Here is a 26,128-nt window from a genome sequence, read left to right on the forward strand (position 1 = left end):
CTTACCACATCAACTTGCGCATATCGCCGAGCAGCGTCTTGAGCGTCACGCAGAAGCGCGCGGCCAAGGCGCCGTCGACGGCACGGTGATCGTAGGACAGCGACAAGGGCTGCATCAGGCGTGGCACAAATTCTTCACCGTTCCAGACCGGGGCCATCTTGGACCGCGTCAGACCAAGGATCGCCACTTCGGGCGCGTTCACGATGGGGGTGAAGCTGGTCCCACCGATGCCACCCAGCGACGAGATGGTGAAGGTCGCGCCCTGCATATCCTTGGACTTCAACTCACCGTCACGTGCCGCCTTGGACAGGGTCATCAGCTCTTTCGAGATGTCCACCAGCCCCTTGCGATCCGCGTCCTTGATCACCGGAACCATCAGACCGTTCGGCGTGTCCGCCGCGAAACCGATGTTGTAAAAGTCTTTCTTGATAAGCTTATCGCCATCGGGATGGATCGACGAATTGAATTCCCAGTGCTGCTTGAGCGCCGAAACGCTCGCCTTGATGACAAAAGACAGAAGCGTGACGCGATAGCCCTCCTCTTTCGCCGCGGTATCCATCTCTTTCCGATAGGCATCCAACTCGGTGATGTCCGCCTCATCGTTATGCGTGACATGCGGGATGTTGAGCCACGAGCGATGAAGCGCGGGCCCCGAGATCTTCTTGATCCGGGACATCTCGACCTCTTCGATCGGCCCGAACTTCGAGAAATCGACCGCTGGGATCGGCGGGATACCCATGCCACCCTGCGCAGCGCCGCCACCGGCCGCTGCCGGGACCGTCTGCGACTTGAGCGCTTTTTCGACGTCTTCGCGCAGGATACGACCCTTGCGGCCCGATCCATTCACCTGCGCCAGATCAACCTCGACCCGACGTGCAAAGGCGCGCACAGACGGTGACGCATGGACCTTGCCAAAGCCGGCATCGGTCTTGGCCGGTGCTGGAGCGGCCGCAGGTGTGTCCGCCTGTTTCGGAGGCTCTCTGCTTTCCGTTTTCGCAGGCTCGCTCTTGGACTCTTCCTTGGGCGCGTCGCTGGCGCCATCCGCTTCGAGGATCAGGATCAACGACCCTTCCGAAACCTTGTCTCCCTCGGAGACCTTGATCTCTTTCACCACACCGGCGGCCGAGCTTGGCACTTCCATCGTTGCCTTGTCGGATTCCAGTTCGACGATCGGGTCTTCTTCGGCAATCGTATCGCCAACGCTGACCAGAACGGTCACGACCGGCACATCAGTGAAATCGCCGATATCCGGCACTTTAACTTCGGTTGTCATAGTTTCTTCCCTTTAGTGCCGCCTATTCCGGGCGCAAAACCGGTTTCCACTTTTGCTGAATAAGCGCGCATCTCCTCCCGCTCACACCAGACGCGGGTTCGGCTTTTCGCCGTCGATGTCGTATTTCTTCAATGCTGTCTTGAGGTCTTTCTCGGTCACCGCACCCTCGCGGTAGAGATCGACCATCGCAGCGGCGGCGATGTGGTTCGCGTCCACCTCGAAGAACCGGCGCAGGTTCACGCGGCTGTCCGACCGGCCATAGCCATCGGTGCCCAGAACCGTGTAGCGGCCCGGCACAAAGGCCCGGATTTGCTCGGCAAAGTTCTTCATGTAGTCCGTGGCGGCAATCACCGGCCCCTTGGCCCCGTCAAGCTGCTGCGTGACATACGGCACCTTCGGGTCGGCCAACGGATTCAACCGATTGTAGCGCAGACAATCCTGACCATCGCGGGCCAGTTCGTTCAGCGATGTCGCCGACCAGATATCCGACGTCACACCGAAGTCTTCCTTCAGCATCTCGGCCGCCTTGAGCGCTTGCACAAGGATCGTACCAGAGCCCAACAGGTTCACGTGTTTCTTACCCGGCTTCGCCGTTTTGGAGAAGCGGTAGAGACCCTTGATGATCCCCTCTTCCGCGCCCATTGGCATCTCGGGATGCTGATAGTTCTCATTCATCAGCGTCAGATAGAAATAGACATCTTCCTGATCGACGAACATCCGCTGCAACCCGTGCTGCACGATGACAGCAACTTCATAGCTGAAGGTCGGATCGTAGCTGATGCAGTTCGGGATCGTGCTGGCAAGGATGTGGCTGTGCCCGTCCTCGTGCTGCAAGCCTTCCCCGTTCAGGGTGGTCCGCCCGGCGGTCCCGCCCAGCATGAAACCCCGCGCCCGACTGTCGCCAGCCGCCCAGGCCAGATCGCCGATCCGCTGGAAGCCGAACATCGAATAGTAGATGAAGAACGGGATCATCGGCACGCCGTGGTTGGAATACGACGTCGCCGCCGCAATCCAGTCAGCCATAGCACCTGCTTCGTTGATGCCTTCCTGAAGAACCTGACCATCAAGGCTCTCTTTGTAGAACATCATCTGGTCTTTGTCCTGCGGGGTGTAGTTCTGCCCCAGTGGGTTATAAATCCCGGCCGAGCGGAAAAGCCCCTCCATCCCGAAGGTGCGGCTTTCATCGGGGACGATCGGCACGACGTTCTTGCCGATCTTCTTGTCCCGCAAAAGCGTCGTCAGGATGCGCACGAAGGCCATCGTGGTCGAAATCTCGCGGTCGCCCGTGGATTCGAGTTGCCCCTTGAACTGATCCAGTGCCGGAATTTCCAGCTTCGGCGCGTCTTTCCAATGGCGCACCGGAAAGGACCCGCCCAACTCTTTGCGCCGATCCGCCAGGTAAGCTTTCTGCGCATTGTTCAGGCTGACGAACGGCACGTCCTTTTCCAGCTCTTCATCGGTCACCGGAATCTTGAACCGATCCCGCATCGCCTTGAGCTGGTCGAACTGCATCTTCTTCTGCTGGTGGGTCGTGTTCTGACCTTCGCCAGCCGTACCCATGCCGTAACCTTTGACCGTCTTGACCAGCAAACAGGTTGGCGTGCCCTTGGCTTTGCTGGCGCGCAGGAAGGCGTTGTAGACCTTCTTGGGATCATGCCCGCCACGCCGCAGCGCCCAGATCTGATCGTCGGTCCAGTCTTCGACCAGAGCGGCTGTTTCAGGATACTTGCCGAAGAAATGTTCGCGGATATAGGCGCCATCCTTCGATTTGAAGGTCTGGTAATCGCCATCCACGGTTTCATCCATCAACTGGCGCAGCTTGCCGGACGTGTCGCGTTCCAGCAACTCGTCCCAGCCACGACCCCAGAGAAGCTTGATCACGTCCCAACCGGCACCGCGGAAATCGCCCTCGAGTTCTTGCACGATCTTGCCGTTGCCACGCACCGGGCCGTCAAGACGCTGAAGGTTGCAGTTGATGACGAAGATCAGGTTGTCCAACCCCTCGCGCGACGCGAGATCGATGGCGCCCCGGCTTTCCGGTTCGTCCATCTCGCCGTCACCCAGGAAACACCACACCTTCCGGTCGCCCATGTCGATCAGGCCCCGGTTGTGCATGTATTTCATGAACCGCGCCTGGTAGATCGCCATGAGCGGCCCCAGGCCCATCGAAACCGTCGGGAACTGCCAGTAATCCGGCATCAACCAAGGGTGCGGATAGGAGCTTAGACCGCCGCCCGACACTTCGGAGCGAAAATTCTCAAGCTCTTCGGCGCTGATGCGGCCTTCCATGAAGGACCGCGCGTAGATGCCGGGAATCACGTGCCCCTGGAAGAACACCAGATCACCGCCGTGGATCGCCGATTTCGACCGCCAGAAATGGTTGAGACCTATATCATAAAGCGCAGCGGACGACGCGAATGAGGCAATGTGCCCACCGTATTCGCTGCTCACCTTGTTGCGCTTCACGACGGTCGCCATCGCGTTCCAGCGATTGATCGTGCGGATGCGCCATTCCATTTCGGTGTCGCCGGGGAGGTCGACCTCGTCATCCGGCGCGATGGTGTTCTGATACGGTGTGTTCGCCGAAAACGGCAGCTTCGCACCAGCGGCGCGCGCCTGTTGGACCGCCTTGTCGAGCAGGAAATGTGCACGATCGGCGCCATCCCGAAGGATCACGTCTTCGATCGCGTCTTGCCACTCCTGGGATTCGACCGGGTCAATATCGTTGGGGCTGTCTTTCATAATCCCTCTTCCCTTGGTCTGGCCGTTCAGGCCATTAGTTTATCGTTGAACAAACTGCGCGGACGCAATCGTGCTGAAACGAACAACGCGCACCTAGCACGCCGGGTTCCCCAGCGGCAGTAACGGCACGTCATATCCTCCATGCATCAGACGCATGGCAAAACTAGTTCAAAGCTAAACAAAACAGATCACGCGTAATGCTTGCAACGCGACATCTTGCCGATGCCCGGATTGAACGAGTTGGTCGGATCGATTGATTTGTAGAACTCGGCCAGGTCTGGTTTTGCCGTGTAGATATGCCCGACATTGTGCTCGGCCGGGTATTCCGCGCCGCGTGCGTCCAGCAGGGCCAGCATTTCGGCCTTCAGCGCTGCAACATCGACGCCTTTCTTCACGATGTAATCCTGATGCAGGACGTGACAGAAAAAATGGCCGTAATACAGCTTGTGCACCAGCTTGTCCGAGATATGCGGCGGCAATTCTTCCAACCACGCTCGCTCATTCCGTTTCAGGGCGATGTCGAGAGCAAGAATATCCTCGACCTCACGTTGGTGAACACTCTGATACCGAATCGCAGCCCCCGCGGCCGCAAAGCGGTTCAGCCCTGCCATCTTGCCCTCTCGGGCCTTGCATTCAAAGAAATCTCCGTCGCGCGACCTGAAAAAGGTCGGAAGGAAGGCTCGCGCCTCCGCAACACCGCCATCCCGCATCTTGAGGATCAAGTGATGCTCGTACCGATCCCGGAAGTCGGTCAACCGTTTGGGCAGAACCTTTGGCGCCAGTCGCGACACGGCTTGCATGAAGCGGTCGGTAAACCCGCGCGTCAGCGCAAACTTGTTCAACCGCGCATCGACCGCCCCCTTGAGCGCAAAGAAGGTCGGCAGTTTATCCGTCCCCAGCCGGTCGATCATCATGACCGTGTCTTTGCCATAAGCCTCCGAGATATCGAAAATCTCGCGATGCATGTATTCGCCCGACACCGGCAGGCTGTCGAACTCTGTCAGGATATGCCGCCGCAGATCGGTGAGCGCGTCGGGATCATTGGTGCCGATGTAAAAGGTCTGCTCGTCTTCGTTGATCGGATAGGTGTCCAGCCGCACGGCAAAGACCGCGAGCTTTCCAGCGCAGCCAGCCGCCTCGTAAAGCCGCCGCTTGTCCGCGTTGAACCGCGCGGGCGTGTCCGCCTCCACGTCGCGCACACGCCGGTGATACTCGGTATCCGATGCGCGCTTGTTCGTGTCTTCCAGATCGGCATCGGTGAAATCGCCTTTCTGAACCCGGGTCAGGATCTCTTCCGGCGTATCGCCCAGCGCGATCCCAAGATGATTGACCAGTTCGAGCGCGCCATTTTCCGTGATCCGCGCGAACAGTGACAACTCGGTATAGCTCGGCCCACGTTCGATCAGCGCACCCCCCGAATTGTTGCACACCCCACCGATGATCGACGCCCCGATACAGGATGACCCGATCACTGAATGCGGCTGGCGGCCCAACGGCTTCAGCAGCTTTTCCAAGGCGAACAACGTGGCCCCCGGCAAGCTCACAACCTGCTCGCCTTCCTTGATCGTGTGAATATCATCCATCCGCCGCGTGTTGATCAGAACCACGTCCCGATCGTACGAGCCCTTCGGCGTCGATCCTTCGGTCAGCCCGGTATTCGCCGCCTGCATGATGACGATCTTGTCCGCCGCCACGCAGGCCTGAAGCACCTGCCATTGCTCAAGAATCGTTGCGGGCTGCACCACCGCCAGCGCATCGCCTTCGCCCGAGCGGAACCCTTTGCGGAACCGTTCGGTCTGCTTCGCGCCGGTGAGAACATGGCGTGCGCCGACCACATCGCGCAATCGTTTTAGAAGGTCGTCGTCCGTCATCGGTCTTCTTCCTTTGCGTTGCGAGGTAGCCTAGCAAGCCGGACCGGGGCTCGCGCAACAGGACAAATCGCGCACTTTCCTGACGGTTGAACGGTCAAAGATCGAAGGTCGCGAAAACCGGCGCGTGATCGCTGGGTTTCTCCCACCCCCGCGCGTCCCGCAGGACACGGCTCGAATGCGCTGCGTTGGATATGTCCGGCGTCGCCCAGACATGGTCCAGACGCCGTCCTTTATCGGCCGCGTCCCAATCCTTGGCGCGGTAGCTCCACCAGGAATACAGCAACCCGTCGGGAATATCCTGGCGGGTCACATCCACCCAGCGACCAGCCTCTTGCGTCTCGCCGAAATGCTCCACCTCGATGGGCGTGTGGCTCACCACCTTGAGCAATTGCTTGTGCGACCACACATCGTCCTCGCGCGGAGCGATGTTCAGATCCCCCACCAGAATCGCCTTCTCGGGCCGTTCGCTGTGGAACCAATCCCGCATCTCGGTCAGGTAATCGAGCTTCTGGCCGAACTTCTCGTTCACGGCGCGATCCGGCACGTCACCGCCTGCGGGGACATAGAAGTTGTGGATCGTCACCCCGTTCTCCAGCCGCCCCGCCACATGGCGCGCGTGGCCGAGACCGGCGAAATCCTTGTGGCCCAGATCCTCGATCGGCAGCTTCGACAGGATGGCAACGCCGTTATACCCCTTCTGCCCCCGCGCGATCATGTGGCCATAGCCCAGCGCTTGAAACTGCTCTACGGGGATCTTGGCCACCGGGCTTTTGCACTCTTGCAGGCACAGAACATCCGGCCCTTCCTCGGCCATCAGTTTCGCCACCAAGCCTTCACGCAAACGGACCGAATTGATGTTCCAGGTGGCTAGGGTAAAGGGCATGACAAAGCTCCGGCAGGGATCAGGTCGCCAGACACTGCCCGTGCACGGCCCCCATCGCAACCCGGAAACCGACACGAAAAAACGCCCCGGCTATGGCATCCGGGGCGTCAAGGTGGTCTGCGAACAGACGAGGGAAGATTGCCTTACCAGTCCTTGGGACCTTTGTCGGCGAACTGGTGCACGAGGAAGTCGATGAAGGCACGCACCTTGGGTTGGGTAAATCGGCCCGGCGGATACACGGCGTAAATGCCCTGCGTGTCGATCGGCAGATCCGGGATCGCGTCCTCGACCAGCCCCTGTTCCATCGCGTCGGCGTAAAGGAAAGATGGCAGATACGCGATGCCAAGCCCCGCCACACAGGCGTTGAGGAGCGATTGCCCATCGTTCACCGACAGCCAACCCGCTGTACGGACTTGACGCTTCTCACCCGACGGTGCGGTCACTTTCCAGACATTGCCGCTCGACTGGTTGGAATAGTGCAAAAGCTTGTGTTCGTTCAGATCGTCGATCCGGCGCGGACGACCGTATTTCTCGAAATAGGCCGGAGACGCGATCATGCGTTTCGTCGTCTCGGTCAGCTTGCGCGCGCGCAGCGTGCTGTCTTCCAGCTCCCCGATCCGCACTGCCATGTCGAACCCTTCGGAAATCAGCTCCACGTACCGGTTGTTCAAAACCATGTTGACGGTGATGTCCGGGAAATCCGACAGGAACTCGCCCAGGACAGGTGACAGGTGATTGACCCCGAAATCCGTGGCCACGCTGATCCGCAGCAATCCAGAAGGCGCTGATTGCATGGAGGTCACCAAAGCGTCCGCCTCGCCCGCATCGTTCAGCACCCGGCGCGCGCGGTCGTAATAGGCAAGACCGATCTCGGTCGGGCTCACCCGGCGTGTCGTGCGGTTCAGAAGCCGCGCCCCAAGCCGCGCCTCGAGACTCGAGACATGCTTGGAGACAGCCGACTTCGAAATGCCCATCTTCTTCGCCGCGTCGGTGAAGCCACCCTGATCCACAACCGTGGCAAAGGCCTCCATTTCGGTAAGACGGTCCATACAAATTCCTCGTGTTTCCTTGCGAAGGGTATGACCGTCAAATGCGACGCGACTTGGGCGGGCTGCCGACAATATCTGGGTTTTCTTGGACAATGTCGTCTTAGGGGAAACAGCGCCAGGCACGTCCAAGCCCGCTTGGCGTGGGCCGTTTTCGCCCTAACTTTCCGTAAGGGAAGCCAGTGCGACGCATGTCGACGGCATCCAATCATGGGAGGAAAACATGAAACACTTTGTCTTGGGCGCTGCCTTGGCCCTGTCCACCGCAGTCTCCGCTTGGGCCAGCGACACCCCGGCACCGGACGGCGCGTCACTCTACATCATCAACCTCGAGGACGGCGCCACGGTGCAATCGCCGGTCAGCATCAAGTTCGGCCTACTAGGCATGGGCGTCGCCCCCGCCGGTGTCGAAAAGGCAGACACCGGCCATCACCACGTCTATCTCAACCGCCCGCCATTCGGCGAGGCCGAGAATGATGCCGAAATCGCGGCAAACGGCATTCCGAGTGACGACAACCACATCCATTTCGGCGGCGGTCAAACGGAGGTGTCGCTCGATCTTCCACCCGGAGAGCACACGGTCCAGTTGGTGCTGGGGGATCATTTCCACGTCCCCCACACCCCGCCGGTGGTCAGCGACCGTATCACCATAAACGTCACTGAATAACCCGACCCAAAGTGTCGAATGACCAAAAAAGCCGGGCGCGATGCCCGGCTTTTCCAGTGTTATCAGAGTGGCTTACGCTGCGCTGCGCTGATGTTTGCCCTCTTCGATCTCTTCTACGATCTTGCTAACGAACGCCTTGAGATCTTCCGGCTGACGGCTCGTCACGATGGCCTGATCGACCACGACCTCTTCATCTTTCCAGTTCGCACCGGCGTTTTTCACGTCGGTCTTGATGGAATGGTACGACGTGGCATCGCGGCCCTTCAGAATGCCCGCTTCGATGAGCACCCACGGCGCGTGACAGACGGCGGCGATCGTCTTGCCTTGGTCATGGAATTTGCGGACCAGTTCCAGCACGTGTTCATCGACGCGCAGCAGGTCAGGGTTGATCTGACCGCCGGGGATGACCAGCGCGTCGTAGTCGTCGGCGCTCACGTCGGAGATCTTGACATCCGCCTCGGCCTCACGGCCCCAGTCACTGCCTTCCCAGCCTTTGATGGCCTTGCCGTCGGGCGTTGCCACGTGCAGCGTAGCACCCTTGGCGCGCAGTTGATCGCGCGGGAATTCAAGCTCGGATTGTTCAAAGCCGTTGGTCGAAATGAGTAGGATCTTTGCGTCACTGATTGCAGGCATGATGGGCCTCCTGAGTTGATGAATGTCCAGGCGGGGCCTCTCGCCCCGCTGTCTGGTCACTCAACGCATCATTCAGCCAACACGTTCCTTACAGTGTCGCGGCGAGCCGTGTGCCCTGGTCGATGGCGCGTTTGGCGTCCAGTTCCGCCGCCACATCGGCACCGCCGATCACGTGGCAGGTCACACCCTTGGCGTCCAGCGCATCCGCCAGCGACCGCTCCGACACCTGCCCGGCGCACAGGACAATCGTATCGCAGGCGATCACCTCCGGCCGCTCTCGCGCCTCTCCGTAAGAGATGTGAAGCCCATCCGCGTCGATCCGCTCGTAATTCACACCCGCCTTCATCTGCACGTCCTTCATCATCAGGCTCATGCGATGGATCCAGCCCGTGGTCTTGCCCAGACGCTTGCCCGGCTTTTCAGCTTTGCGCTGGAGCAGCGTCACCTGCCGCGCGGGCTTGCCCGGTTGCCCGCCCTCGGGTGCCAGCCCCGACCGCGCCTCCGCAGGATCGGTGACACCCCATTCGCGCATCCACTCGGGCAGGTTCTCGGTCGGGCTCTCACCTTCATGGACAAGGTATTCCGACACGTCGAACCCGATCCCGCCAGCCCCGACCACGGCAACCCGTTTTCCCGCCTTCGCTTTTCCGCGCAGCACGTCGACATAGCCCAGCACGTTCGGCCCGTCTTGACCCGGGATCTGCGGATCGCGCGGCAAGACGCCGGTGGCGATGATCACGTCGTCAAACCCGGACAGATCATCCGCCGTCACTTCTTTGCCCAAGGATACCGTGACACCGGTCTCCTCCAGCATGGTGCGGAACCAGTCGACCAAACCCCAGAACTCTTCCTTGCCCGGCACCTGCTTGGCCATGTTGAGCTGACCACCGATCTCGTCCGCCTTGTCGAACAGCGTCACATCATGCCCGCGCTCTGCCGCCGTGATCGCCGCTGACAGGCCCGCAGGCCCGGCACCCACAACCGCAACGTTCTTGCGATTTACGGTCGGTTCAACCTTCAACTCGGTCTCGAAACAGGCCTTGGGGTTCACAAGGCAGGACGAGATCTTCATCTGGAACGTGTGATCCAGACAGGCCTGGTTACAGGCGATACAGGGCGCGATCTGCGCCGCCTTACCCGACGCCGCTTTCGCAACGAAATCCGGGTCGGCCAAAAATGGCCGCGCCATGCTGACCATATCGGCGCATCCGGTCGCCAGAACTTCCTCGGCGACCTCGGGCGTGTTGATCCGGTTCGACGTGATCACCGGGATGCCCACCTTGCCCATCAGTTTCTTCGTGACCCAAGCAAACGCCGCGCGCGGCACGCTGGTGGCAATCGTCGGAATGCGCGCCTCGTGCCAGCCGATGCCGGTATTGATGATCGTGGCACCCGCCTTCTCGATCTCCTGCGCCAGTTGCACGACCTCTTCATGGGTCGAGCCATTGGGCACCAGATCAATCATCGACAGGCGATAGATCACAATGAACTCCGGTCCCACCGCCTCGCGCACACGGCGCACAATCTCGATGGGAAGGCGCATCCGGTTCTCGTACGATCCACCCCAGCGATCCGTACGCTTGTTGGTATGCGTGACAAGGAACTGATTGATGAAATACCCCTCGGATCCCATCACCTCGACCCCGTCATACCCCGCCACTTTTGCGCGTTTCGCAGCGGTCACGATATCGGCGATCTGCTTCTCGATCCCGTCCTCGTCCAATTCGATCGGCACGAAGGGCGAGATCGGCGATTTGATCGCACTTGGGGCCACACATTCCTTGCCATAGGCATAGCGCCCGGCATGCAGGATCTGCATGGCGATCTTGCCATCTGCCTCGTGCACACGGTCCGTCACCATCCGGTGATTGGCGATGTCCTGATCGGTGAACAGGCCAGATGCGCCGGGAAACACCCCACCCTCGCGGTTCGGCGCCATGCCTCCCGTGACCATCAGCGCCACGCCGCCGCGCGCGCGGGTGGCATAGAATTCCGCCACCCGGTTCCAATCGCCGGTTTCTTCGAGGTTCGTGTGCATCGACCCCATCAGCACGCGGTTCTTCAGCGTCGTGAACCCAAGGTCGAGCGGGGCCAGCATATGCGGGTACGTGGTCATGGCAGAACTCCTCCGTTGGCGTCACCTGACACGGCGAAAGTTGACGTGTCACGCCCCAACGTCACGTCACAGTCGTCCGTCAGGTGCGGTCATACTCCGCCGCGTGCCGCCCGGCCCAAAGCCCGGTCGCAAAACACGCGGTCAGAAGATACCCCCCGGTCGGCGCGTCCCAATCCAGCATCTCACCCGCGCAGAACGTGCCGGGACGGTCCTTGAGCATGAGCGTGTCATCCAGCGCGTCGAAGGACACACCCCCAGCGGTGCTGATCGCCTCGTCCATCGGGCGCAGCCCGGCATGGCGGATCGGTAGGGATTTCAGCCGATGGGCCAGTTCACCATAATCGAAGGATTTTCCAAATTCGTTCCACAAGGCGATCTTGACCGGAGACAGCTTCAACGTGTTCCGCAGGATCTTTGCCAGCCCCTTCTTGGGCGAGTCCGGCAATCGTGTTTTCAGATCGTCGAAAGTCACATCCGGCAACAGGTCAACGGTCAGGCGTGCACCCTCGTCGCGCAAGGCGGGGGCCAGGGAATAGATGCCACCCCCTTCAAGACCGTCTTTCGACAGGATCGCCTCGCCACGCGACACAAGATCGCCCGCGCGCCAGGCCACCGATTTGATCGGGCTGCCGAAATGCGGAGCCATGTGCGCGGTCCAATCAACGCGCAGTCCCACATTTGACGGCTGGAACGGGCTCACCTTGATCCCGTTCGCAGCGAAACGCGCGGCCCACGCGCCATCCGACCCCAACCGCGCCCAGCTTGCACCGCCCAGCGCGAAGACCGTTACGCGCGGCGTCAGCACGCGTGTGCCCTCGGGCGTACTGAACTGGTGGGCGTTCTTGTCCCAATCCACCCAGCGCCAGCGCGTGTGGCGTTCAAGACCCATCCCATCCAGCCGCGCCAGCCATGCCCGCAGAAGAGGCGAGGCTTTCATGGCGTGCGGGAACAGGCGTCCGGTCGTTCCGGTAAAGGTCGTTTGCCCCAAGCCCTCGGTCCACATGCGCACCTCATCGGGGCCAAAGGCCCTGAGACATGCCCGCAACGTCGGGTGAAGACCGGTTCCGTAGGAGGCCAGAAAAGGCCCAAACGCCTGCATCTTGGTCAGGTTCAACCCCGACTTCCCCGCCATCAGGAACTTGCGCCCGATGGACGGCTTCGCCTCGACCAGTGTCACCGCGCGCCCGGCTAGCAACAGCGCCTCCGCCGCCATCAGGCCCGCAGGCCCACCTCCAATGACCAGCGCGTCGGTCACGGGTCCGCAGGGGCGTTGCGCAGCACGGCAGAGCGAGTGGACGGGGAGCGTGCGGTCTCCATAACGATTCCCTTGAACTTTCGCCGCGATACCGCAGCTTGATGCCTTGACCCACGCCCCAGCACAAGCCTCGCACGCCGGAGACCTGTCGTCGTGACCGACCCTGCCCCGATCTGCCCGCTCTGCCTGCGGCCCATCCCTGCGGGCGTGAAACAAAGCCAACATCACCTGATTCCCAAGCTGAAAGGCGGCAAGGGCGGGCCCACGATCCTGATCCATCAGATCTGCCACAACGAGATCCACGCGACCCTGACCGAGACAGAGCTGGCCCGCGAGTACAACACCCCGGAGGCACTCCGGGCGCATCCGAGGCTTGCGGCCTTTTTCGACTGGGTGGGAAAACGGCCCCCCGATTTCCACGCCCGCAGCACCGGAAGCCTGCGCAAGCAGCGGTCCCGCAAACGCAAGAGATAGGTCCGGTTCGGTCCTTTCGTTTCGCGCGCGAAACATTGGGGCCGGATCGGAACTATTAACGATTTGTTTACGTTTGTTTTTTGCCCGCCGGGAGCCCGGCGTTCCAGCAACATCATCTCTGCACGCCCATCGCGTGTGCAGGCTGGACAAGGGCTTCAACCCAGTTCAGAGGCTGGCGGATCACCCCGACGTGGTGCAATGTCGGTACAACAGACTTCAGGAAACGACAGTTATGATCGTAATAGGTTGGCAAGAACACATCGACTTGCCGTTGTTGGGGCTTACCAACCTCAAAGCCAAGATTGACACCGGAGCGCGGACATCGGCGCTTCATGCGACCAACATCGTCGAATTCGAACGCGACGGCGTGCCGTGGGTCAGGTTCCACACGAAATTCAACGATGATGCCAACGACGTCGATGTCGAATGTCCGATCCATGATCGCCGACACATCACCAACACGAGCGGGGTCCCGGAGCAGAGGATCATCATCCGTACCAAGTTTCGCCTTGGCGCGAAGCTTTGGAAGATCGACCTTTCCCTGACCGAGCGGACCGAAATGAAATTCCGAATGATCGTCGGGCGCACCGCCCTGCGGCGTCACCCGATCCTGGTCAATCCCAGCAAGCGGAACCTGATGCAGGTGGCGGCCAATTCGGACCACACCCAAAGGATAACCAAATGAAAATCGCGCTTCTTGCCCGGAACCCGGATCTCTATTCGCACAAGCGCCTTGTCGAGGCCGCCGAACAGCGCGGGCACGAGATCGACATCATCAACACGCTGCGCTGCTACATGAACATCGCCTCGCGGCGTCCCGAGATTTACTACAACGGTGAAAAGCTCGAAGGATATGACGCGGTGATCCCGCGCATCGGGGCATCTGTCACATTCTACGGAACGGCCGTTCTGCGCCAGTTCGAGATGATGGGGGTCTATCCCCTGAATGAAAGTGTGGGCATCGGGCGGTCACGCGACAAGCTGCGCTCCATGCAGCTTTTGGCGCGGGACGGTGTCGGGCTTCCGGTGACGACATTCGCACATGACCCCAAGCAGACCGAAGAGGTGCTGAAACTGGCGGGCAATGCACCTTTGGTGATCAAGCTGCTGGAAGGCACGCAAGGGCTGGGCGTCGTTCTGGCCGATACCGACCGATCCGCGAAATCCGTGGTCGAAGCGTTTCGCGCGACGGGCACCAACATCCTGATCCAGGAATTCATCAAGGAAGCCGGTGGCACGGATATTCGTGCCATCGTCATCGGTGGCAAGGTGATCGCCGCGATGAAGCGCACGGGCGCCGAGGGTGAGTTCCGGTCGAATCTGCATCGCGGCGGGTCGGCGCAGGTGATCAAGCTGTCGCCGGAAGAACGGTCGACTGCCGTGCGGGCGGCGAAGTCGATGGGGCTCAATGCCTGCGGTGTCGACATGCTGCGCGCCAATCACGGCGCAGTGGTGATGGAGGTCAACTCGTCCCCCGGTCTGGAAGGTGTCGAAAAGGCGACCGGCCTCGATGTGGCGGGCAAGATGATCGAGTTCCTGGAGAAAAACGCGAAGCCGTGGAAAACCAAAACCAAAGGCAAGGGCTGATGCCCAAACGGCCGGGATTCCGCATCGGAGGTGAGGTCATCCCGGCCGGAAGCAGGCGGACGGTCGATCTGCCCGTCAGTTCGCTATCCGATCACACGCCGGTCACGATGTCGGCCCATGTCATCCACGGGAAAACCGATGGTGCGACCGTTTTCGTCAGCGCCGGGGTGCATGGCGACGAGGTGATCGGAATCGAGATCGTCCGACGATTGCTCAAGGCTTCTGCGCTGAAGCGGCTGAAGGGCACGCTGATCGTGGTGCCGATCGTCAATTCCTTCGGCTTCATCAACAAGTCCCGCTACTTGCCGGACCGGCGCGATCTCAATCGCTCGTTTCCCGGCAGCGAGGGCGGGTCTCTGGCGGCGCGTCTTGCGCATATGTTTCTGACCGAGATCGTTGCCCATGCCGATATCGGCATTGATCTGCATTCCGCCGCCATTCATCGGACCAACTATCCGCAGGTGCGCGTGTCGCCCGAAGATCCGAAGATGCGAGCGCTGGCCGATGTGTTCGGCGCGCCGATCATCATGCAGTCCCCGGTGCGCGAAGGCTCGCTTCGGGGCGCGGCGCGGGATCTCGGGACGCCGGTGCTTCTCTACGAGGGTGGCGAGGGCCTGCGGTTCGACGAGGTGTCGGCGCGGGCCGGGTTGGCCGGGATCCTGCGGGTGCTTCGGTCGCTCGACATGATCTCGGGCCGGGGGATTGCCGCAGCCAAGTCACAGCCGCAGTTCTGCTCGTCAAGCAAATGGCTGCGTGCGCCCTTGGGCGGATTGTTCCGCAGCTACAGGTCCGATGGCGATCTGGTGCGCAAGGGGGATGTGCTCGGGTCGGTTTCGGACCCGTTCGGCGAAAAGGAAACCGAGATCGAAGCGCCCTTCGAGGGGATCATCGTGGGGCGGGCCGTGATGCCGGTGGTGAACGAAGGCGATGCCGTATTCCACCTCGCGCGGATCGCGTCCTACAAGAAGGCCGAAAACGCGATGGACGGGCATTCGACCCAGTTGGCGGACGATCCGATGTTCGACGAGGACGAGATTATCTGAGCCGTGGCGCAGGCCCGCGCGATGTCAATTCGCATTCATCCGTTCGACATAGACGCGCATTTCCTCGGCCTCGTGACGCGCATCGCGGAGACCTTCCATCGCGGCGGCAAGCTCTGCCTCGGTCTGGGCCAATTGATTGGTCAGTTCGGCCTCGCGCTGCTGGAGGTAGGTGATGGCCTGATCGCGGGTTTCCTCGGCCTCGTGGAGTTCCTGGCTCATGCGCTCGAGTTGATCCATGTCGGCTTGGCTGACCCGCGTGAATCTGTGCACCAGCCAGTTGGCGAACCATCCAAGGCAAAAGGCCACAAAAAGAATGATCGCCGTGGTGATGACAAATTCAGTTCTGTTCATCGATGGGTTCCTCTGCGCCGTCGGTCTGTGATGTTTCGTCTGTCGGCGCAGATTCTTCAATGCTTTCGAGTGTGGTTTCTGTCTCGGGTATCGGTTCAGGACGTCGCAGCTTGAATTCGATCCGGCGGTTGGCCTCGCGACCTTCTTCGGTATCGTTGCTGGCGATGGGTTGTTCTTCGCCGTAGCCCCTGACTTCGTAGCTCGCGGTGAGAACGCGGCGCTGGCGCAGCGCGTCGACCACCGCCTGCGCGCGTTCCTGGCTGAGCTGCTGGTTCATCACTTCGCGGCCCTGGCTGTCGGTGTGACCGGCGATCACGAGAGGGATGTCGCCGCAGAGTTGCAGCAGTTCCGCGATCTCGTCCATGATGTCGCGGGTCGCAGCGTCGAGCGTGGCCGATCCCGGTTCAAACGTGATCTTGCGGTCGCCGATGATTTCGACGATCTGCGCCTCACATTCCTCGGGGGTGGGAATACCCAGAAGCGGGTCGAGTTTCTCTTGGTAGGTGATTTCGATCTCAAAATCCTCGGACTCGCCCAGCTTGTCGGCGAGAAGGCCCGAGATTTCCGAGCTGGCGTTCTGGTTGCCAGTGTTGCCCGTGATCGTGAGCACATCGGGCGTCACCACCACGGCGCCATTGGACAGGCGCGACAGGGCTTCGAGCCCGGCAAGAACGCGGCTTGACCAGTTGGACGGCAGGTTTTCGTCGACCCGTGCGGTCATTCGGACGGTGGAAGAGCCGAACGCGGCGCGGGCGAAGCTGTCGGCTGTCTGGCGCGCGATTTCGCTGTCGATGCGTCCGCGCAGTTGCACCTGTCCCTCGGGGCTACGGGTGGCGGTGAATTCGGGGATGCCTTCGGGCGCATCGGATGGCGGTTTGGGCAGGGTCGCCTTGACAACAAAAACATCCGGCAGACCGGTCTCCAGTTCTCCGACCACGCGGTCGAACACCGATTGGTCTGTGCCTTCAAGCGCGAACAACGCGACATCCGCGTCCGAGAACGTGATCGTGCCGCCGCCCAGCGCGTCTACCGCGTTGATCCCCATTGCGGCCGCCGCGCCCCATTCGTTGGTCGGCGTTCCCAACCCGAGGCGGCAATCGGCCTTGTCGGACAGACCGGCGGCCGCGGCCGCGGTCAGGATTTCCGCGCGGTCTTCTTCGGTCGGTGCCGCACAGGCGTCGAAACGCGCGCCGTCATCGTCCTTGATGAACCGCAGCGTGAAGGGCGAGATGACCGGGCGCGGTGCGGTGATTTCCAGCGCGAGGCGCACGTCTTCACCCGCGCGGCGCGCAAGATCGGCCTCGACCCGGCGACGGGTGTCTTCGTTGGCGACGGCGCCTTTGACGGTAACGCGGCCCGCCTCGATTGAGATCTTTGACCGGTCAAGCACCCGAAGCACCGATACGGCGTAATCCTGTGCATCCTCCCAGCCATCGGGGATCGGGTAATCGGCGACCTCGAGAAGGTCTGCGACTTCGATATCCGGCACCGCGCGTGAAATGTCCTCGACCAGACGTTCACGGTCGACATCGGCGGGAAGCAATCCGATCATCGAAACGCCCGCATCGTTGCGCAGCAATTCGATCGAGAATCGGGGCGGCGCGATACCATCGGTGTCGACGATGTCGATCTGGTCGATCACCCGCGCCGTATCGACAACGCGCCCGGCGGCGCTCAGCGCCTGAAACCGCGCGGCCTCCGTCGGGGCGGTCCCGATCAAAAACACCTGCAACCCGTTGGTGTCCACATCCGCCCAGGTCAGCGCGTCCCGGTCAAGTTCGGTGCGCACGGCGCGTTCAGAGCTTTCCTCCACCGCCCCGGCGGCGACCCATGCCGCACCCAGACTCAGGATGGCGGCGCTCGCGAAGGCAGAAAAGAGAATGAAGAGAGAGGAGAGTCGCATCAACAATCCATGTCAGTTGCGGGTTGCAAAGCGATACGCCGCAGCGCCGCCGAGTGCAATCACGCGAAAAGCGCGATGGCGAAAAACAGCACAGGGATCAGCCCGGCGTCCCGATTGGAGCGGAAGAGCGTTAGCAGGGTATCGTTATCGTCCAGTTTGAGCCGCCGCATCTGCCACATCATGTGCCAGCCCATCGCCCAGGGCCCGCCAAGCGCGATCACGAGGGCAAAGATCTCGCCCCGTGGTGCGGCGAGGATGACGGCAAAGCCGATCAGCGCAACGGTGAGAACGAGAAACCAGGCAAGGTATCGGGGCGTGTCATCCCCGAACAGGCGCGCGGTGGATTTTACGCCTATCAGCGCATCATCTTCCTTGTCCTGATGCGCGTAGATCGTGTCGTAAAACAGTGTCCAGGCCATACCGGCGAGGTAGAGGCAAACCGCAGGCCATTGCAGTTGCCCGGTATGGGCCGTCCAGGCCAGAAGCGCGCCCCAGTTGAAGGCGATGCCAAGAAAGATCTGCGGCCACCACGTGAACCTTTTGGCGAAGGGATAGATCGCCACCGGGACAAGCGCGATGATCCCCAGCAGGATCGCCTGAATCGGGAAGGTGATTAGGATGCAGAAGGCCAGGAGCGACTGCACCACCGCCCAGATCAGCGCCTGTTTCGCGCTGACCTGTCCCGAGGGGATCGGGCGCGATGCGGTGCGCGCGACGGACCCGTCGATGTCGCGGTCGGTGATGTCGTTCCACGTGCAGCCCGCCCCCCGCATCAGGAAGGCGCCGATACCGCAGCCGAGGATGATCCACGCATCGAAGAGCCGGGCTTCGCCGGTGTAGAACATCGCCAGCAGCGTCCCCCAGACGCAAGGCAGATAGAGCAACCACGTTCCGATCGGCCGATCGGCCCGGCTGAGCCGTAGATAGGGACGGGCCCAGCCCGGTGCGCGGGTGTCGACCCAGTTGCCCGTGACGGCATCAGCGACCTGACCGCTCTGGTCTGGTGTTGTGTGCGGGCCGGGCATATGTGTTGCTCCATGAATGCGAAAGTCAGGCTTTATGTAGATCAGCCGCTCGGGGCGGCACAACCGGTCGCTCTGACGCGGGAGCAGGCGCATTACCTGTTCGGCGTGATGCGCATGACCGTCGGGGACGCGGTGGCGCTGTTCAATGGCACCGATGGGGAATGGCAGTCCGAGGTCGTCGAGGCCGGAAAACGGCGGGGTGTTCTGGTTTGTCGCGCGCAATCCAAACCGCAGTCGATGCCGCCCGATCTCTGGTTGCTCTTTGCGCCGATCAAGAAAGCACGGACCGATTTCATCGTGGAAAAAGCGGTCGAGATGGGGGTGCGGCGCATCGTGCCTGTGCAGACTGCCTTCACAAATTCCGAGCGTATCCGGCAGGACCGGCTGCAAGCGCACGCGATCGAGGCCGCCGAACAATGCGGCGGGGTGTTCGTGCCCGAAGTGGCGGAGCTGACCAAGCTCGACCGATTGCTGGACCGATGGGAGCCGGACCGCCGCATCGCCTATTGCGACGAGGCGCTGGCGGGAGAGACCGGGCGTTTGCACGACGATCCCGGACCGTGGGCGGTGCTGATCGGGCCGGAGGGTGGCTTCTCGGATGACGAACGCACGCGGCTGCGCGCGATGGACTACGCTACACCGATCAGCCTCGGGCCGCGGATCTTGCGCGCCGATACGGCGGCGGTGGCGGCGCTGACACTGTGGCAAACCACGTTGGGAGACTGGGCATGACGGGTTTTCGGTCGCCCGAAAACCGTCCATCCGTCGACGGATGGACCGCGCCCGGAGCCGCGCGATGACGTTCATCCGACCGGAGGTACGTGCCGCAATCCGGCGCTGGCGCGAGGCGCTGGTGGGGACCGCGATCCTGCTGCTTGGCCTCTATTGGAGCATCGGCGTCACACCAGGATTGCTGACATGGGTCGGATACCTCGCGCTGTTTCTCGGAGCCGCGCTGTTCTTTGCCGGGCTGCAGAAGGGCCGCGCGCGCATCGGCGGCGGCGGTCCTGGGGTCGTGCAGATCGTGGAACGGCGCATCGGGTATTTCGGGCCGCTCAACGGCGGGATCGTCGATCTCGATGCGGTTACATCACTGAGCCTCGACCCGACCGAACATCCGCGCCACTGGGTGATCACGCATGACGGTGGCCCGGCGCTCCACATCCCGGTCAACGCCGAAGGGGCGGATACGCTGTTCGATGCTTTCGCCAGCTTGCCCGGTCTCAGCCCCGGTCTCGTTGCCGCGACCTTGAAACAGGATGGCACCAAACCAATTGTGCTCTGGCGCAGGCCCGACCTCTCGAACCGCATCGCGCGCCTGCATTGACAGCCCGGAGAAATCAGCCCAAGGCTGACCCCGATTGACGAGCAGACAGACCGGAGACGCGCCATGTCCATTCCACAGTCCGGCGGCGGGCCCATCGAACACGAGGACCAGCTGGCGCAGTATCTTGCTGACGGCTGCAAACCCAAAGCCGATTGGCGGATCGGCACCGAGCACGAGAAATTCGGCTACTGCAAGGACACGCTGCGGCCCCTGCCCTATGAGGGCGAACGGTCGATCCTCGCGGTGCTCGAGGGCTTGCGGGACAAGCATGGCTGGTCGCCGGTCATGGAAGGGCAGTACCTGATCGGGCTGGAAAAGGGCGGCGCGAACATTTCGCTCGAACCCGGCGGGCAACTGGAACTGTCGGGCGCACCTCTGGAGACCATCCACCAGACCTGTGACGAGGTGAACGACCACCTACGCGATGTGAAAGACATCGCCGACAAGATCGGGGTCGGGTTCATCGGTCTCGGGGCCGCGCCGATCTGGCGGCACGAGGACATGCCCCTGATGCCCAAGGGGCGCTACAAGCTGATGGACAGCTACATGGAAAAGGTCGGCACCGCCGGCACCACCATGATGCGGCGCACCTGCACGGTTCAGGTCAATCTCGATTTCTCGTCCGAGGCGGACATGGTGCAGAAGATGCGCGTGGCGCTGGCGTTGCAGCCGGTGGCCAACGCGCTGTTCGCCACATCCCCGTTTTTCGAGGGCAAGCCGAACGGTCACAAAAGCTGGCGCGGCCGCGTCTGGCGTCATCTGGACGATGCGCGCACGGGGATGCTGCCTTTCGTGTTCGAAGACGGATTCGGGTTCGAGGCGTGGGTGCAATACGCGCTCGATGTGCCGATGTATTTCGTCTACCGCGACGGGACATATATCAATGCGCTGGGTCAGTCCTTTCGCGACTTTCTGAAGGGTGAACTGCCGGCGCTGCCGGGTGAAATACCGACGCTGTCGGATTGGGCCGATCACCTGACCACGATCTTTCCCGAAGCGCGGGTCAAGAAATTCATCGAAATGCGCGGAGCGGACGGCGGCCCGTGGCGCCGCCTTTGCGCCCTGCCCGCGTTCTGGGTTGGCTTGACCTATGAGCAGTCGGCGCTGGATGCGGCGTGGGATCTGGTCAAGGGTTGGGATGCAGAGACCCGCGATGCGCTGCGCGTCGCGGCGTCGGTCGACGGGCTTCAGGCCGAGGTGAACGGGATCAAGATGCACGATCTGGCACGCGAGGCGCTGAAGATCTCCGACGCCGGATTGGTCGCCCGGGCGCGCCCCGGTGCCGGCGGATTGGTGCCGGACGAGACCCATTTCCTCAATGCGCTGAAGGAAAGTGTGGAGACCGGAAAAACGCTCGCCGACGAGTTGATCGACCATTACCACGGCGATTGGAATGGCGATATCAGCCGGATTTACGAAGAATACAGTTACTGAGGGCGGAAACTCTTCGAAGAGTTTCCCCCGGCTTTTCGAAAAGCCGGGGACCGTCGATCAATAGCCGATGGCGCAGCCGTCCTTGCGCGGATCCGAGGCGCCTTCGAGCACACCGTCTTCATGGATCAGGATCGCCTGAGCGCCACCGATGGCAGTCTCCGGTGTCTCGACCTCGTGCCCCATCTCGGTCAATTCGGCGCGAACCTTGTCCGAATAGCCGCGCTCCATCATCAGCTTTCCGTTTTCGGCAAAACAACGCGGCGCATCGAGAGCCGCCTGTGGATCGAGCCCGAAATCCGTCATGTTGGTGATCGCGCGCGCGTGACCGCAGGACTGGTACTGCCCGCCCATCACGCCGAAGGGCATGGTCACACGTCCCGAATCCCGGATGATTCCCGGAATGATGGTGTGCATCGGCCGCTTGCCGCCGCCGTATTCGTTGGCGTGGCCCTCTTGCAGAGTGAACCCCGCCCCGCGGTTCTGGAAAAGGATGCCGAATTTCTCGGACGCGAGCCCCGATCCGAACCCGTGGAAGATCGAATAGATCAACGAGACAACCATGCGATCCTTGTCGACCACGGTGATGTAGATCGTGTCCTTGTGGACCGCCTCGCTGAGCGCCGCCGGACCCGCCATCGCGCGTTTCGGGTCAATCAAGGTTGCCAGCTTCTGCGCCGTATCCATCGAGAGCAGATGATCCAGCTTCGTCATGTGGTCAGCATCGGCCACGAAGCGATTGCGCGCATCGTAGGCCAGCTTGGTCGCCTCGGCCTCGATATGAGCGCGTTCGGCACCGAACGGATCCAGAGAGGCCAGATCGAAATGCGACAGGATGTTGAGCAGCAGGATCGCCGCAGCACCCTGTCCGTTTGGCGGATGCTCGAGCAATTCGCGCCCTTGGTAGGTTCCGCTGACCGGCGAACCGATGGTGGATTGGGTCTTCGCGAAATCGGCGTCGGTATGGACGCCACCCAGCGCGTTCAGCGTCGCGAGCATGTCCTCGGCCACCTCGCCGGTGTAGAACCCGTCGCGCCCCTGGCTGGCGACACGTCGCAGAACCTCCGCGTTGCCTGGAAGGCGGAACATCTGCCCCCGTTTCGGGATCGATCCCTGCATCAGGAAATGCGTTCGCGCGTGGCTCTGAAGAAGGTGGCCGTTCTGTTCCCAGTCCCAGGCGACGCGTTCGGCAACAGGGATCCCGTTTTCCATGTATTCGATAGCCGGCGCAAGACTGTCTGCAATACCGAGCCGACCCCATTGTTCGGACATGGTGCAGAAGGCGTCGATCGCACCGGGGATCGTCACCGCCTCGGGCCCGTAAAGTGGCACGGTCGTCTCGCCACGGCTGCGCAGATCGTCGGCCTTGGCCGCAGCGGGCGCGCGCCCGGAGCCGTTGACGGCGATTACATCATCGCCGCCCGCAGGAGAGATCAGCGCGAAGCAATCCCCGCCGATGCCCGTCATCGCCGGTTCCGCCTGTCCAAGAATGACTGCCCCCGCAATCGCAGCATCGACGGCGTTGCCGCCACGCTTCAGAATGTCGATTGCGGCCTGAGCGGCCAGTGGATGCGATGTGGCACACATGCCATTGGTTGCCATCACCGCTGAGCGGCCCGGCATCTGAAAATCGCGCATAGGACATGTCCCCCTCTTTTGCGGCCAAAATAGACAGGCACGGACAGAGGTCAATCGACGATATATGCTGGGGAGATAGTACCTCGACGCCGCGCACTGGGTGGGGGCTGTTAATGGCGCGACGCCGAGGTGAAGCTTTGTGCAGCTACCCTTACGTTTTGCCGGTCAACAGCGGCCAAAATTCGGACTGAATGAGACCATTGTTGGACATTGTCTCCGGCAGCCGCATCAGAAGGGTCTGGAATCACTTTATTAATTCCAATTGTTTGACAATTGGAAGCAAATTGACGGAATCATGGCAGAAGCGACCGACGCGCTACGCGGTGAGTCGAAGGAACAGGTTGTTTCTGCCGCCACTCCGCGAGTAGCGAGCCTCCGACGACAGCGCCTGTATCAGAAATCGACCGTACCCGCCTTCGGCCAGGTCTTCAGGCGCGGGGCCGGTTGCGTCGTGAACCGCGTGTTCTATAATGGGACGGCCCCAGTCCGCGATGTCGATGCACAGATCGTTCCCGTGCCGCGCGACGGTGACGGACACGGCGCCCAGAGCGACACGACCATAGGCGTGCTCGGCGATGTTGTTCAGCGCCTCTGCCAGCACGATCTGCACATCGTCGCACAGGTCTTTAAGGCCGGCCCGTGCCACGGCGGTGTCGACACGTGACAGAATACGTGGCGTGACGACATCGAGCGCGGGCAAACACAGCTCAAGAATCACGACAGAGGGTGCGTCAGCCTTCGCCGCTGACAACGCCTTGATCCGCCGTGTCGTGGATTTTGAAGATCGTGTCCATCCGGGTCAGGCGAAACACTTTTTCGACAATCGGTTGCAGCGCGGCAAGTTCAAGCGTCTGGCCCGGCCGCAACTGTTTCATCGATGCGACGACCGCACCCAATCCGCTGGAATCGATAAAATCCACCTGTTCAAGGTCGAGGATGAATCGGCCATCGGTGCGCGCTGTGAGCGTGCGCATGCCTTCCTTGAATTGAAGTGCGACCGGCGCATCGATGCGCGTGGCATTCACGTGGATGATTGTGGCGGTGGGCAAAGCGTCGACGATCAGTTCCATAAGGCCTCGGACAATTGATATGCCGGGCACCCTAGACGCCAATCCTTACCATCCGGTATGCAGGGCCCACGAACGCCATGAGGGGAGGCCGCAATGCCGGATGTCGTAATCACAGGGGCCGCACGCACGGCGATGGGGGGCTTTCAGGGCGCGTTTTCCGAAGTCAGCGCATCTGACCTTGGCGGGGCCGCGATCCGCGCGGCGGTGGCACAGGCCGAACCAAAGGCGGTCGATGAGGTTCTGATGGGCTGTGTCTTGCCAGCGGGTCAGGGTCAGGCCCCGGCGCGCCAGGCCGGTTTTGCCGCAGGTCTGGGGGAAGAGGTGCCCGCGACCACGCTCAACAAGATGTGCGGATCGGGCATGAAAGCGGCGATGATGGCCTACGATGCCATTGCGCTGGGCCGGGCGACAGCCATCGTTGCGGGTGGAATGGAATCGATGACCAACGCCCCCTACCTGCTGCCGAACATGCGCGGCGGCGCTCGGATCGGACATGGGCAGGTGATCGACCATATGTTTCTTGACGGTCTTGAAGACGCCTATGACAAAGGCCGCCTGATGGGCACCTTCGCCGAAGATTGCGCCGAGGCGTTCCAGTTCACCCGCGAAGCGCAGGATGAGTACGCTCTGCGGTCACTTTCCAACGCCCTGGACGCCCAGAAATCCGGCGCGTTCGAGAGTGAAATCACTCCGGTGACGTTCGCCACCCGCAAGGGCGATGTCACGGTGCGCGAGGATGAACAGCCCGGAAATGCCAGGCCGGACAAGATCCCCACTCTCAAACCCGCGTTCCGCAAGGATGGCACCGTCACCCCGGCCAACAGCTCGTCGATTTCGGACGGCGCTGCGGCGCTGGTTCTGACCACGACAGAAGCCGCAGGAGATCGCGCGCGTGCGCGCATCGTCGGCCACGCGAGCCATGCCCAAGCGCCGGGCCTCTTCACGACAGCCCCGGTTCCGGCCGCGCAAAAACTGCTCGACCAGATCGGCTGGAGCAAGAACGACGTCGATTTGTGGGAAGTGAACGAAGCGTTTGCCGTGGTGCCTATGGCCTTCATGCACGAGATGGGCCTGTCGCGCGATATCGTGAACGTCAATGGCGGCGCCTGCGCTTTGGGGCACCCGATCGGTGCTTCGGGCGCGCGCATCATGGTCACCCTGCTCAATGCTCTGGAAAAGCGCGGGTTGAAACGCGGAGTTGCGGCGATCTGCATCGGCGGCGGCGAGGGCACGGCCATTGCCATCGAACGGCTCTAGGTTTCTTTGGGCTTCAAACACCTCGGGGGTGTGGGGGCTGGCCCCCACGGGACGGACATGACCGATTACGTGACACTTGCCAAAACCATCGCGGCGCTCACCGATGGTGAGACAGATACCGTATCGCTTATGGCGACGCTTGCCTGTGAGGTGCATCATTCGGATGACCGCTTTGACTGGACCGGTTTTTACCGTGTCGCCGGACCCGATCTGCTGAAGATCGGGCCGTATCAGGGCGGTCATGGGTGTCTGACGATCCCGTTCTCACGCGGTGTCTGCGGCGCCGCCGCGCGCACGGGTGAGGTGCAACTGGTTCCGGATGTCGAGGCTTTTCCCGGCCATATCGCCTGCGCATCGAGCACGCGGTCGGAACTCGTTCTTCCTGTCTGGAATGGATCAGGTCGTCTTCTTGGCGTGTTCGATATCGACAGCGATCAGCCGGACGCTTTCACGCAAGAGGATACAGATGCTTTGTCGGAAATTCTGAAAAAGACGTTTGCGCCGGTGGCATGAGCCGCAGTCCTCATGCGGTCTCA

24 protein-coding genes are annotated in these 26,128 nt (G+C 61.6%); 10 read left to right on the plus strand and 14 right to left on the minus strand.

The annotated features are described in order from the left end of the window. Window position 1 precedes the first annotated feature (1 nt). From aceF to Q1B16_RS07290, 5 genes are all read right to left on the minus strand, one after another. Window positions 2-1,273: a dihydrolipoyllysine-residue acetyltransferase gene (gene aceF, locus Q1B16_RS07270; RefSeq protein ID WP_299786104.1), complete on the minus strand. Its 1,272-nt coding sequence runs from the start codon at window positions 1,271-1,273 to the stop codon at window positions 2-4. Between the two features lie 81 nt (window positions 1,274-1,354). Continuing rightward, window positions 1,355-4,015, minus strand: a complete 2,661-nt coding sequence (aceE, locus tag Q1B16_RS07275; protein WP_299786106.1) for a pyruvate dehydrogenase (acetyl-transferring), homodimeric type — start codon at window positions 4,013-4,015, stop codon at window positions 1,355-1,357. A 188-nt stretch (window positions 4,016-4,203) separates the two neighbouring features. Further along, window positions 4,204-5,886, minus strand: coding sequence for a D-lactate dehydrogenase (gene dld, locus Q1B16_RS07280; protein ID WP_299786108.1), 1,683 nt, complete (start codon window positions 5,884-5,886; stop codon window positions 4,204-4,206). Between the two features lie 94 nt (window positions 5,887-5,980). Next, entirely contained in the window at window positions 5,981-6,769 is a 789-nt protein-coding gene (locus Q1B16_RS07285) for an exodeoxyribonuclease III (protein WP_299786110.1), read from the minus strand. Window positions 6,770-6,912: 143 nt separating this feature from the next. Beyond that, on the minus strand, window positions 6,913-7,818 hold the full coding sequence (locus Q1B16_RS07290; protein WP_299786112.1) for a LysR family transcriptional regulator: 906 nt from the start codon (window positions 7,816-7,818) through the stop codon (window positions 6,913-6,915). Between the two features lie 220 nt (window positions 7,819-8,038). On the opposite strand from Q1B16_RS07290, the gene Q1B16_RS07295 reads away from it, so the two are divergent. Then, complete coding sequence (locus tag Q1B16_RS07295) at window positions 8,039-8,482, plus strand: DUF4399 domain-containing protein (RefSeq protein ID WP_299786114.1); 444 nt, start codon at window positions 8,039-8,041, stop codon at window positions 8,480-8,482. A 72-nt stretch (window positions 8,483-8,554) separates the two neighbouring features. On the opposite strand, the gene Q1B16_RS07300 is transcribed toward Q1B16_RS07295, so the two are convergent. The 3 genes from Q1B16_RS07300 to Q1B16_RS07310 form a co-directional block, all read right to left on the minus strand. Continuing rightward, entirely contained in the window at window positions 8,555-9,115 is a 561-nt protein-coding gene (locus Q1B16_RS07300) for a type 1 glutamine amidotransferase domain-containing protein (protein WP_299786116.1), read from the minus strand. A gap of 88 nt (window positions 9,116-9,203) precedes the next feature. Then, a complete protein-coding gene (locus Q1B16_RS07305; RefSeq protein WP_299786118.1) occupies window positions 9,204-11,231 on the minus strand; it encodes an NADPH-dependent 2,4-dienoyl-CoA reductase in 2,028 nt (675 codons plus the stop codon). 79 nt (window positions 11,232-11,310) lie between these two features. Next, window positions 11,311-12,486 carry a TIGR03862 family flavoprotein gene (locus tag Q1B16_RS07310; RefSeq protein WP_299786120.1) on the minus strand — a complete coding sequence of 392 codons (1,176 nt, stop codon included), beginning with the start codon at window positions 12,484-12,486 and terminating at the stop codon, window positions 11,311-11,313. A 153-nt stretch (window positions 12,487-12,639) separates the two neighbouring features. Between Q1B16_RS07310 and Q1B16_RS07315 the strand changes: the two genes are divergently transcribed. From Q1B16_RS07315 to Q1B16_RS07330, 4 genes are all read left to right on the plus strand, one after another. Next, the gene (locus Q1B16_RS07315; protein ID WP_299786122.1) at window positions 12,640-12,960 is read left to right on the plus strand and encodes an HNH endonuclease; all 321 of its coding nucleotides are present in this window, start codon (window positions 12,640-12,642) and stop codon (window positions 12,958-12,960) included. Window positions 12,961-13,033: 73 nt separating this feature from the next. Further along, window positions 13,034-13,645, plus strand: a complete 612-nt coding sequence (locus Q1B16_RS07320; RefSeq protein ID WP_299786124.1) for a RimK/LysX family protein — start codon at window positions 13,034-13,036, stop codon at window positions 13,643-13,645. Next, window positions 13,642-14,547, plus strand: coding sequence for a 30S ribosomal protein S6--L-glutamate ligase (rimK, locus tag Q1B16_RS07325; RefSeq protein WP_299786126.1), 906 nt, complete (start codon window positions 13,642-13,644; stop codon window positions 14,545-14,547). Before Q1B16_RS07320 ends, rimK begins: the two co-directional genes overlap by 4 nt. Then, complete coding sequence (locus tag Q1B16_RS07330; protein ID WP_299786128.1) at window positions 14,547-15,590, plus strand: succinylglutamate desuccinylase/aspartoacylase family protein; 1,044 nt, start codon at window positions 14,547-14,549, stop codon at window positions 15,588-15,590. The genes rimK and Q1B16_RS07330 overlap by 1 nt, the downstream gene beginning before the upstream one ends. A gap of 24 nt (window positions 15,591-15,614) precedes the next feature. Here the strand turns inward: Q1B16_RS07330 and Q1B16_RS07335 are convergent, their stop codons facing one another. Genes Q1B16_RS07335 through ubiA form a run of 3 tightly spaced genes read right to left on the minus strand, consistent with a single transcriptional unit; the run spans window position 15,615 to window position 18,869 of the window. After that, complete coding sequence (locus Q1B16_RS07335; RefSeq protein WP_299786130.1) at window positions 15,615-15,941, minus strand: hypothetical protein; 327 nt, start codon at window positions 15,939-15,941, stop codon at window positions 15,615-15,617. Beyond that, entirely contained in the window at window positions 15,928-17,844 is a 1,917-nt protein-coding gene (locus Q1B16_RS07340; protein WP_299786132.1) for an OmpA family protein, read from the minus strand. Before Q1B16_RS07340 ends, Q1B16_RS07335 begins: the two co-directional genes overlap by 14 nt. 59 nt (window positions 17,845-17,903) lie before the next feature. After that, complete coding sequence (ubiA, locus tag Q1B16_RS07345) at window positions 17,904-18,869, minus strand: 4-hydroxybenzoate octaprenyltransferase (protein ID WP_299786134.1); 966 nt, start codon at window positions 18,867-18,869, stop codon at window positions 17,904-17,906. A gap of 12 nt (window positions 18,870-18,881) precedes the next feature. Here ubiA and Q1B16_RS07350 point away from each other — a divergent pair, with 12 nt between their 5' ends. The 3 genes from Q1B16_RS07350 to Q1B16_RS07360 all read left to right on the plus strand — a co-directional run bounded on the left by Q1B16_RS07350 (window position 18,882) and on the right by Q1B16_RS07360 (window position 21,630). Beyond that, entirely contained in the window at window positions 18,882-19,601 is a 720-nt protein-coding gene (locus tag Q1B16_RS07350; RefSeq protein ID WP_299786135.1) for a 16S rRNA (uracil(1498)-N(3))-methyltransferase, read from the plus strand. Between the two features lie 64 nt (window positions 19,602-19,665). Beyond that, window positions 19,666-20,196, plus strand: a complete 531-nt coding sequence (locus tag Q1B16_RS07355; protein WP_299786137.1) for a hypothetical protein — start codon at window positions 19,666-19,668, stop codon at window positions 20,194-20,196. Between the two features lie 63 nt (window positions 20,197-20,259). Beyond that, the gene (locus Q1B16_RS07360) at window positions 20,260-21,630 is read left to right on the plus strand and encodes a glutamate--cysteine ligase (protein WP_299786139.1); all 1,371 of its coding nucleotides are present in this window, start codon (window positions 20,260-20,262) and stop codon (window positions 21,628-21,630) included. Between the two features lie 57 nt (window positions 21,631-21,687). On the opposite strand, the gene Q1B16_RS07365 is transcribed toward Q1B16_RS07360, so the two are convergent. The 3 genes from Q1B16_RS07365 to Q1B16_RS07375 form a co-directional block, all read right to left on the minus strand. Next, complete coding sequence (locus Q1B16_RS07365; protein ID WP_299786141.1) at window positions 21,688-23,265, minus strand: gamma-glutamyltransferase family protein; 1,578 nt, start codon at window positions 23,263-23,265, stop codon at window positions 21,688-21,690. 316 nt (window positions 23,266-23,581) lie between these two features. Further along, on the minus strand, window positions 23,582-24,016 hold the full coding sequence (locus Q1B16_RS07370) for an ATP-binding protein (RefSeq protein WP_299786143.1): 435 nt from the start codon (window positions 24,014-24,016) through the stop codon (window positions 23,582-23,584). Beyond that, window positions 23,997-24,335 carry an STAS domain-containing protein gene (locus Q1B16_RS07375; RefSeq protein WP_299786145.1) on the minus strand — a complete coding sequence of 113 codons (339 nt, stop codon included), beginning with the start codon at window positions 24,333-24,335 and terminating at the stop codon, window positions 23,997-23,999. The genes Q1B16_RS07370 and Q1B16_RS07375 overlap by 20 nt, the downstream gene beginning before the upstream one ends. Before the next feature lie 93 nt (window positions 24,336-24,428). On the opposite strand from Q1B16_RS07375, the gene Q1B16_RS07380 reads away from it, so the two are divergent. Together Q1B16_RS07380 and Q1B16_RS07385 are read left to right on the plus strand one after the other, a co-directional pair. Then, window positions 24,429-25,592, plus strand: coding sequence for an acetyl-CoA C-acyltransferase (locus tag Q1B16_RS07380; RefSeq protein ID WP_299786147.1), 1,164 nt, complete (start codon window positions 24,429-24,431; stop codon window positions 25,590-25,592). A gap of 57 nt (window positions 25,593-25,649) precedes the next feature. Further along, a complete protein-coding gene (locus Q1B16_RS07385) occupies window positions 25,650-26,105 on the plus strand; it encodes a GAF domain-containing protein (RefSeq protein ID WP_299786149.1) in 456 nt (151 codons plus the stop codon). The last annotated feature ends 23 nt before the right edge of the window (window positions 26,106-26,128 follow it).

This window comes from uncultured Marivita sp. (assembly GCF_947488135.1).
In the GTDB taxonomy this organism is placed as follows: Bacteria; Pseudomonadota; Alphaproteobacteria; order Rhodobacterales; family Rhodobacteraceae; genus Marivita.

Coding starts and splice junctions, on each gene's coding strand:
- aceF (WP_299786104.1), bottom strand. CDS start 1,273: ATGACAACCGAAGTTAAAGTGCCGGATATCGGCGATTTCACTGATGTG.
- aceE (WP_299786106.1), bottom strand. CDS start 4,015: ATGAAAGACAGCCCCAACGATATTGACCCGGTCGAATCCCAGGAGTGG.
- dld (WP_299786108.1), bottom strand. CDS start 5,886: ATGACGGACGACGACCTTCTAAAACGATTGCGCGATGTGGTCGGCGCA.
- Q1B16_RS07285 (WP_299786110.1), bottom strand. CDS start 6,769: ATGCCCTTTACCCTAGCCACCTGGAACATCAATTCGGTCCGTTTGCGT.
- Q1B16_RS07290 (WP_299786112.1), bottom strand. CDS start 7,818: ATGGACCGTCTTACCGAAATGGAGGCCTTTGCCACGGTTGTGGATCAG.
- Q1B16_RS07295 (WP_299786114.1), top strand. CDS start 8,039: ATGAAACACTTTGTCTTGGGCGCTGCCTTGGCCCTGTCCACCGCAGTC.
- Q1B16_RS07300 (WP_299786116.1), bottom strand. CDS start 9,115: ATGCCTGCAATCAGTGACGCAAAGATCCTACTCATTTCGACCAACGGC.
- Q1B16_RS07305 (WP_299786118.1), bottom strand. CDS start 11,231: ATGACCACGTACCCGCATATGCTGGCCCCGCTCGACCTTGGGTTCACG.
- rimK (WP_299786126.1), top strand. CDS start 13,642: ATGAAAATCGCGCTTCTTGCCCGGAACCCGGATCTCTATTCGCACAAG.
- Q1B16_RS07330 (WP_299786128.1), top strand. CDS start 14,547: ATGCCCAAACGGCCGGGATTCCGCATCGGAGGTGAGGTCATCCCGGCC.
- Q1B16_RS07335 (WP_299786130.1), bottom strand. CDS start 15,941: ATGAACAGAACTGAATTTGTCATCACCACGGCGATCATTCTTTTTGTG.
- Q1B16_RS07340 (WP_299786132.1), bottom strand. CDS start 17,844: ATGCGACTCTCCTCTCTCTTCATTCTCTTTTCTGCCTTCGCGAGCGCC.
- ubiA (WP_299786134.1), bottom strand. CDS start 18,869: ATGCCCGGCCCGCACACAACACCAGACCAGAGCGGTCAGGTCGCTGAT.
- Q1B16_RS07350 (WP_299786135.1), top strand. CDS start 18,882: ATGAATGCGAAAGTCAGGCTTTATGTAGATCAGCCGCTCGGGGCGGCA.
- Q1B16_RS07355 (WP_299786137.1), top strand. CDS start 19,666: ATGACGTTCATCCGACCGGAGGTACGTGCCGCAATCCGGCGCTGGCGC.
- Q1B16_RS07360 (WP_299786139.1), top strand. CDS start 20,260: ATGTCCATTCCACAGTCCGGCGGCGGGCCCATCGAACACGAGGACCAG.
- Q1B16_RS07365 (WP_299786141.1), bottom strand. CDS start 23,265: ATGCGCGATTTTCAGATGCCGGGCCGCTCAGCGGTGATGGCAACCAAT.
- Q1B16_RS07375 (WP_299786145.1), bottom strand. CDS start 24,335: ATGGAACTGATCGTCGACGCTTTGCCCACCGCCACAATCATCCACGTG.
- Q1B16_RS07380 (WP_299786147.1), top strand. CDS start 24,429: ATGCCGGATGTCGTAATCACAGGGGCCGCACGCACGGCGATGGGGGGC.
- Q1B16_RS07385 (WP_299786149.1), top strand. CDS start 25,650: ATGACCGATTACGTGACACTTGCCAAAACCATCGCGGCGCTCACCGAT.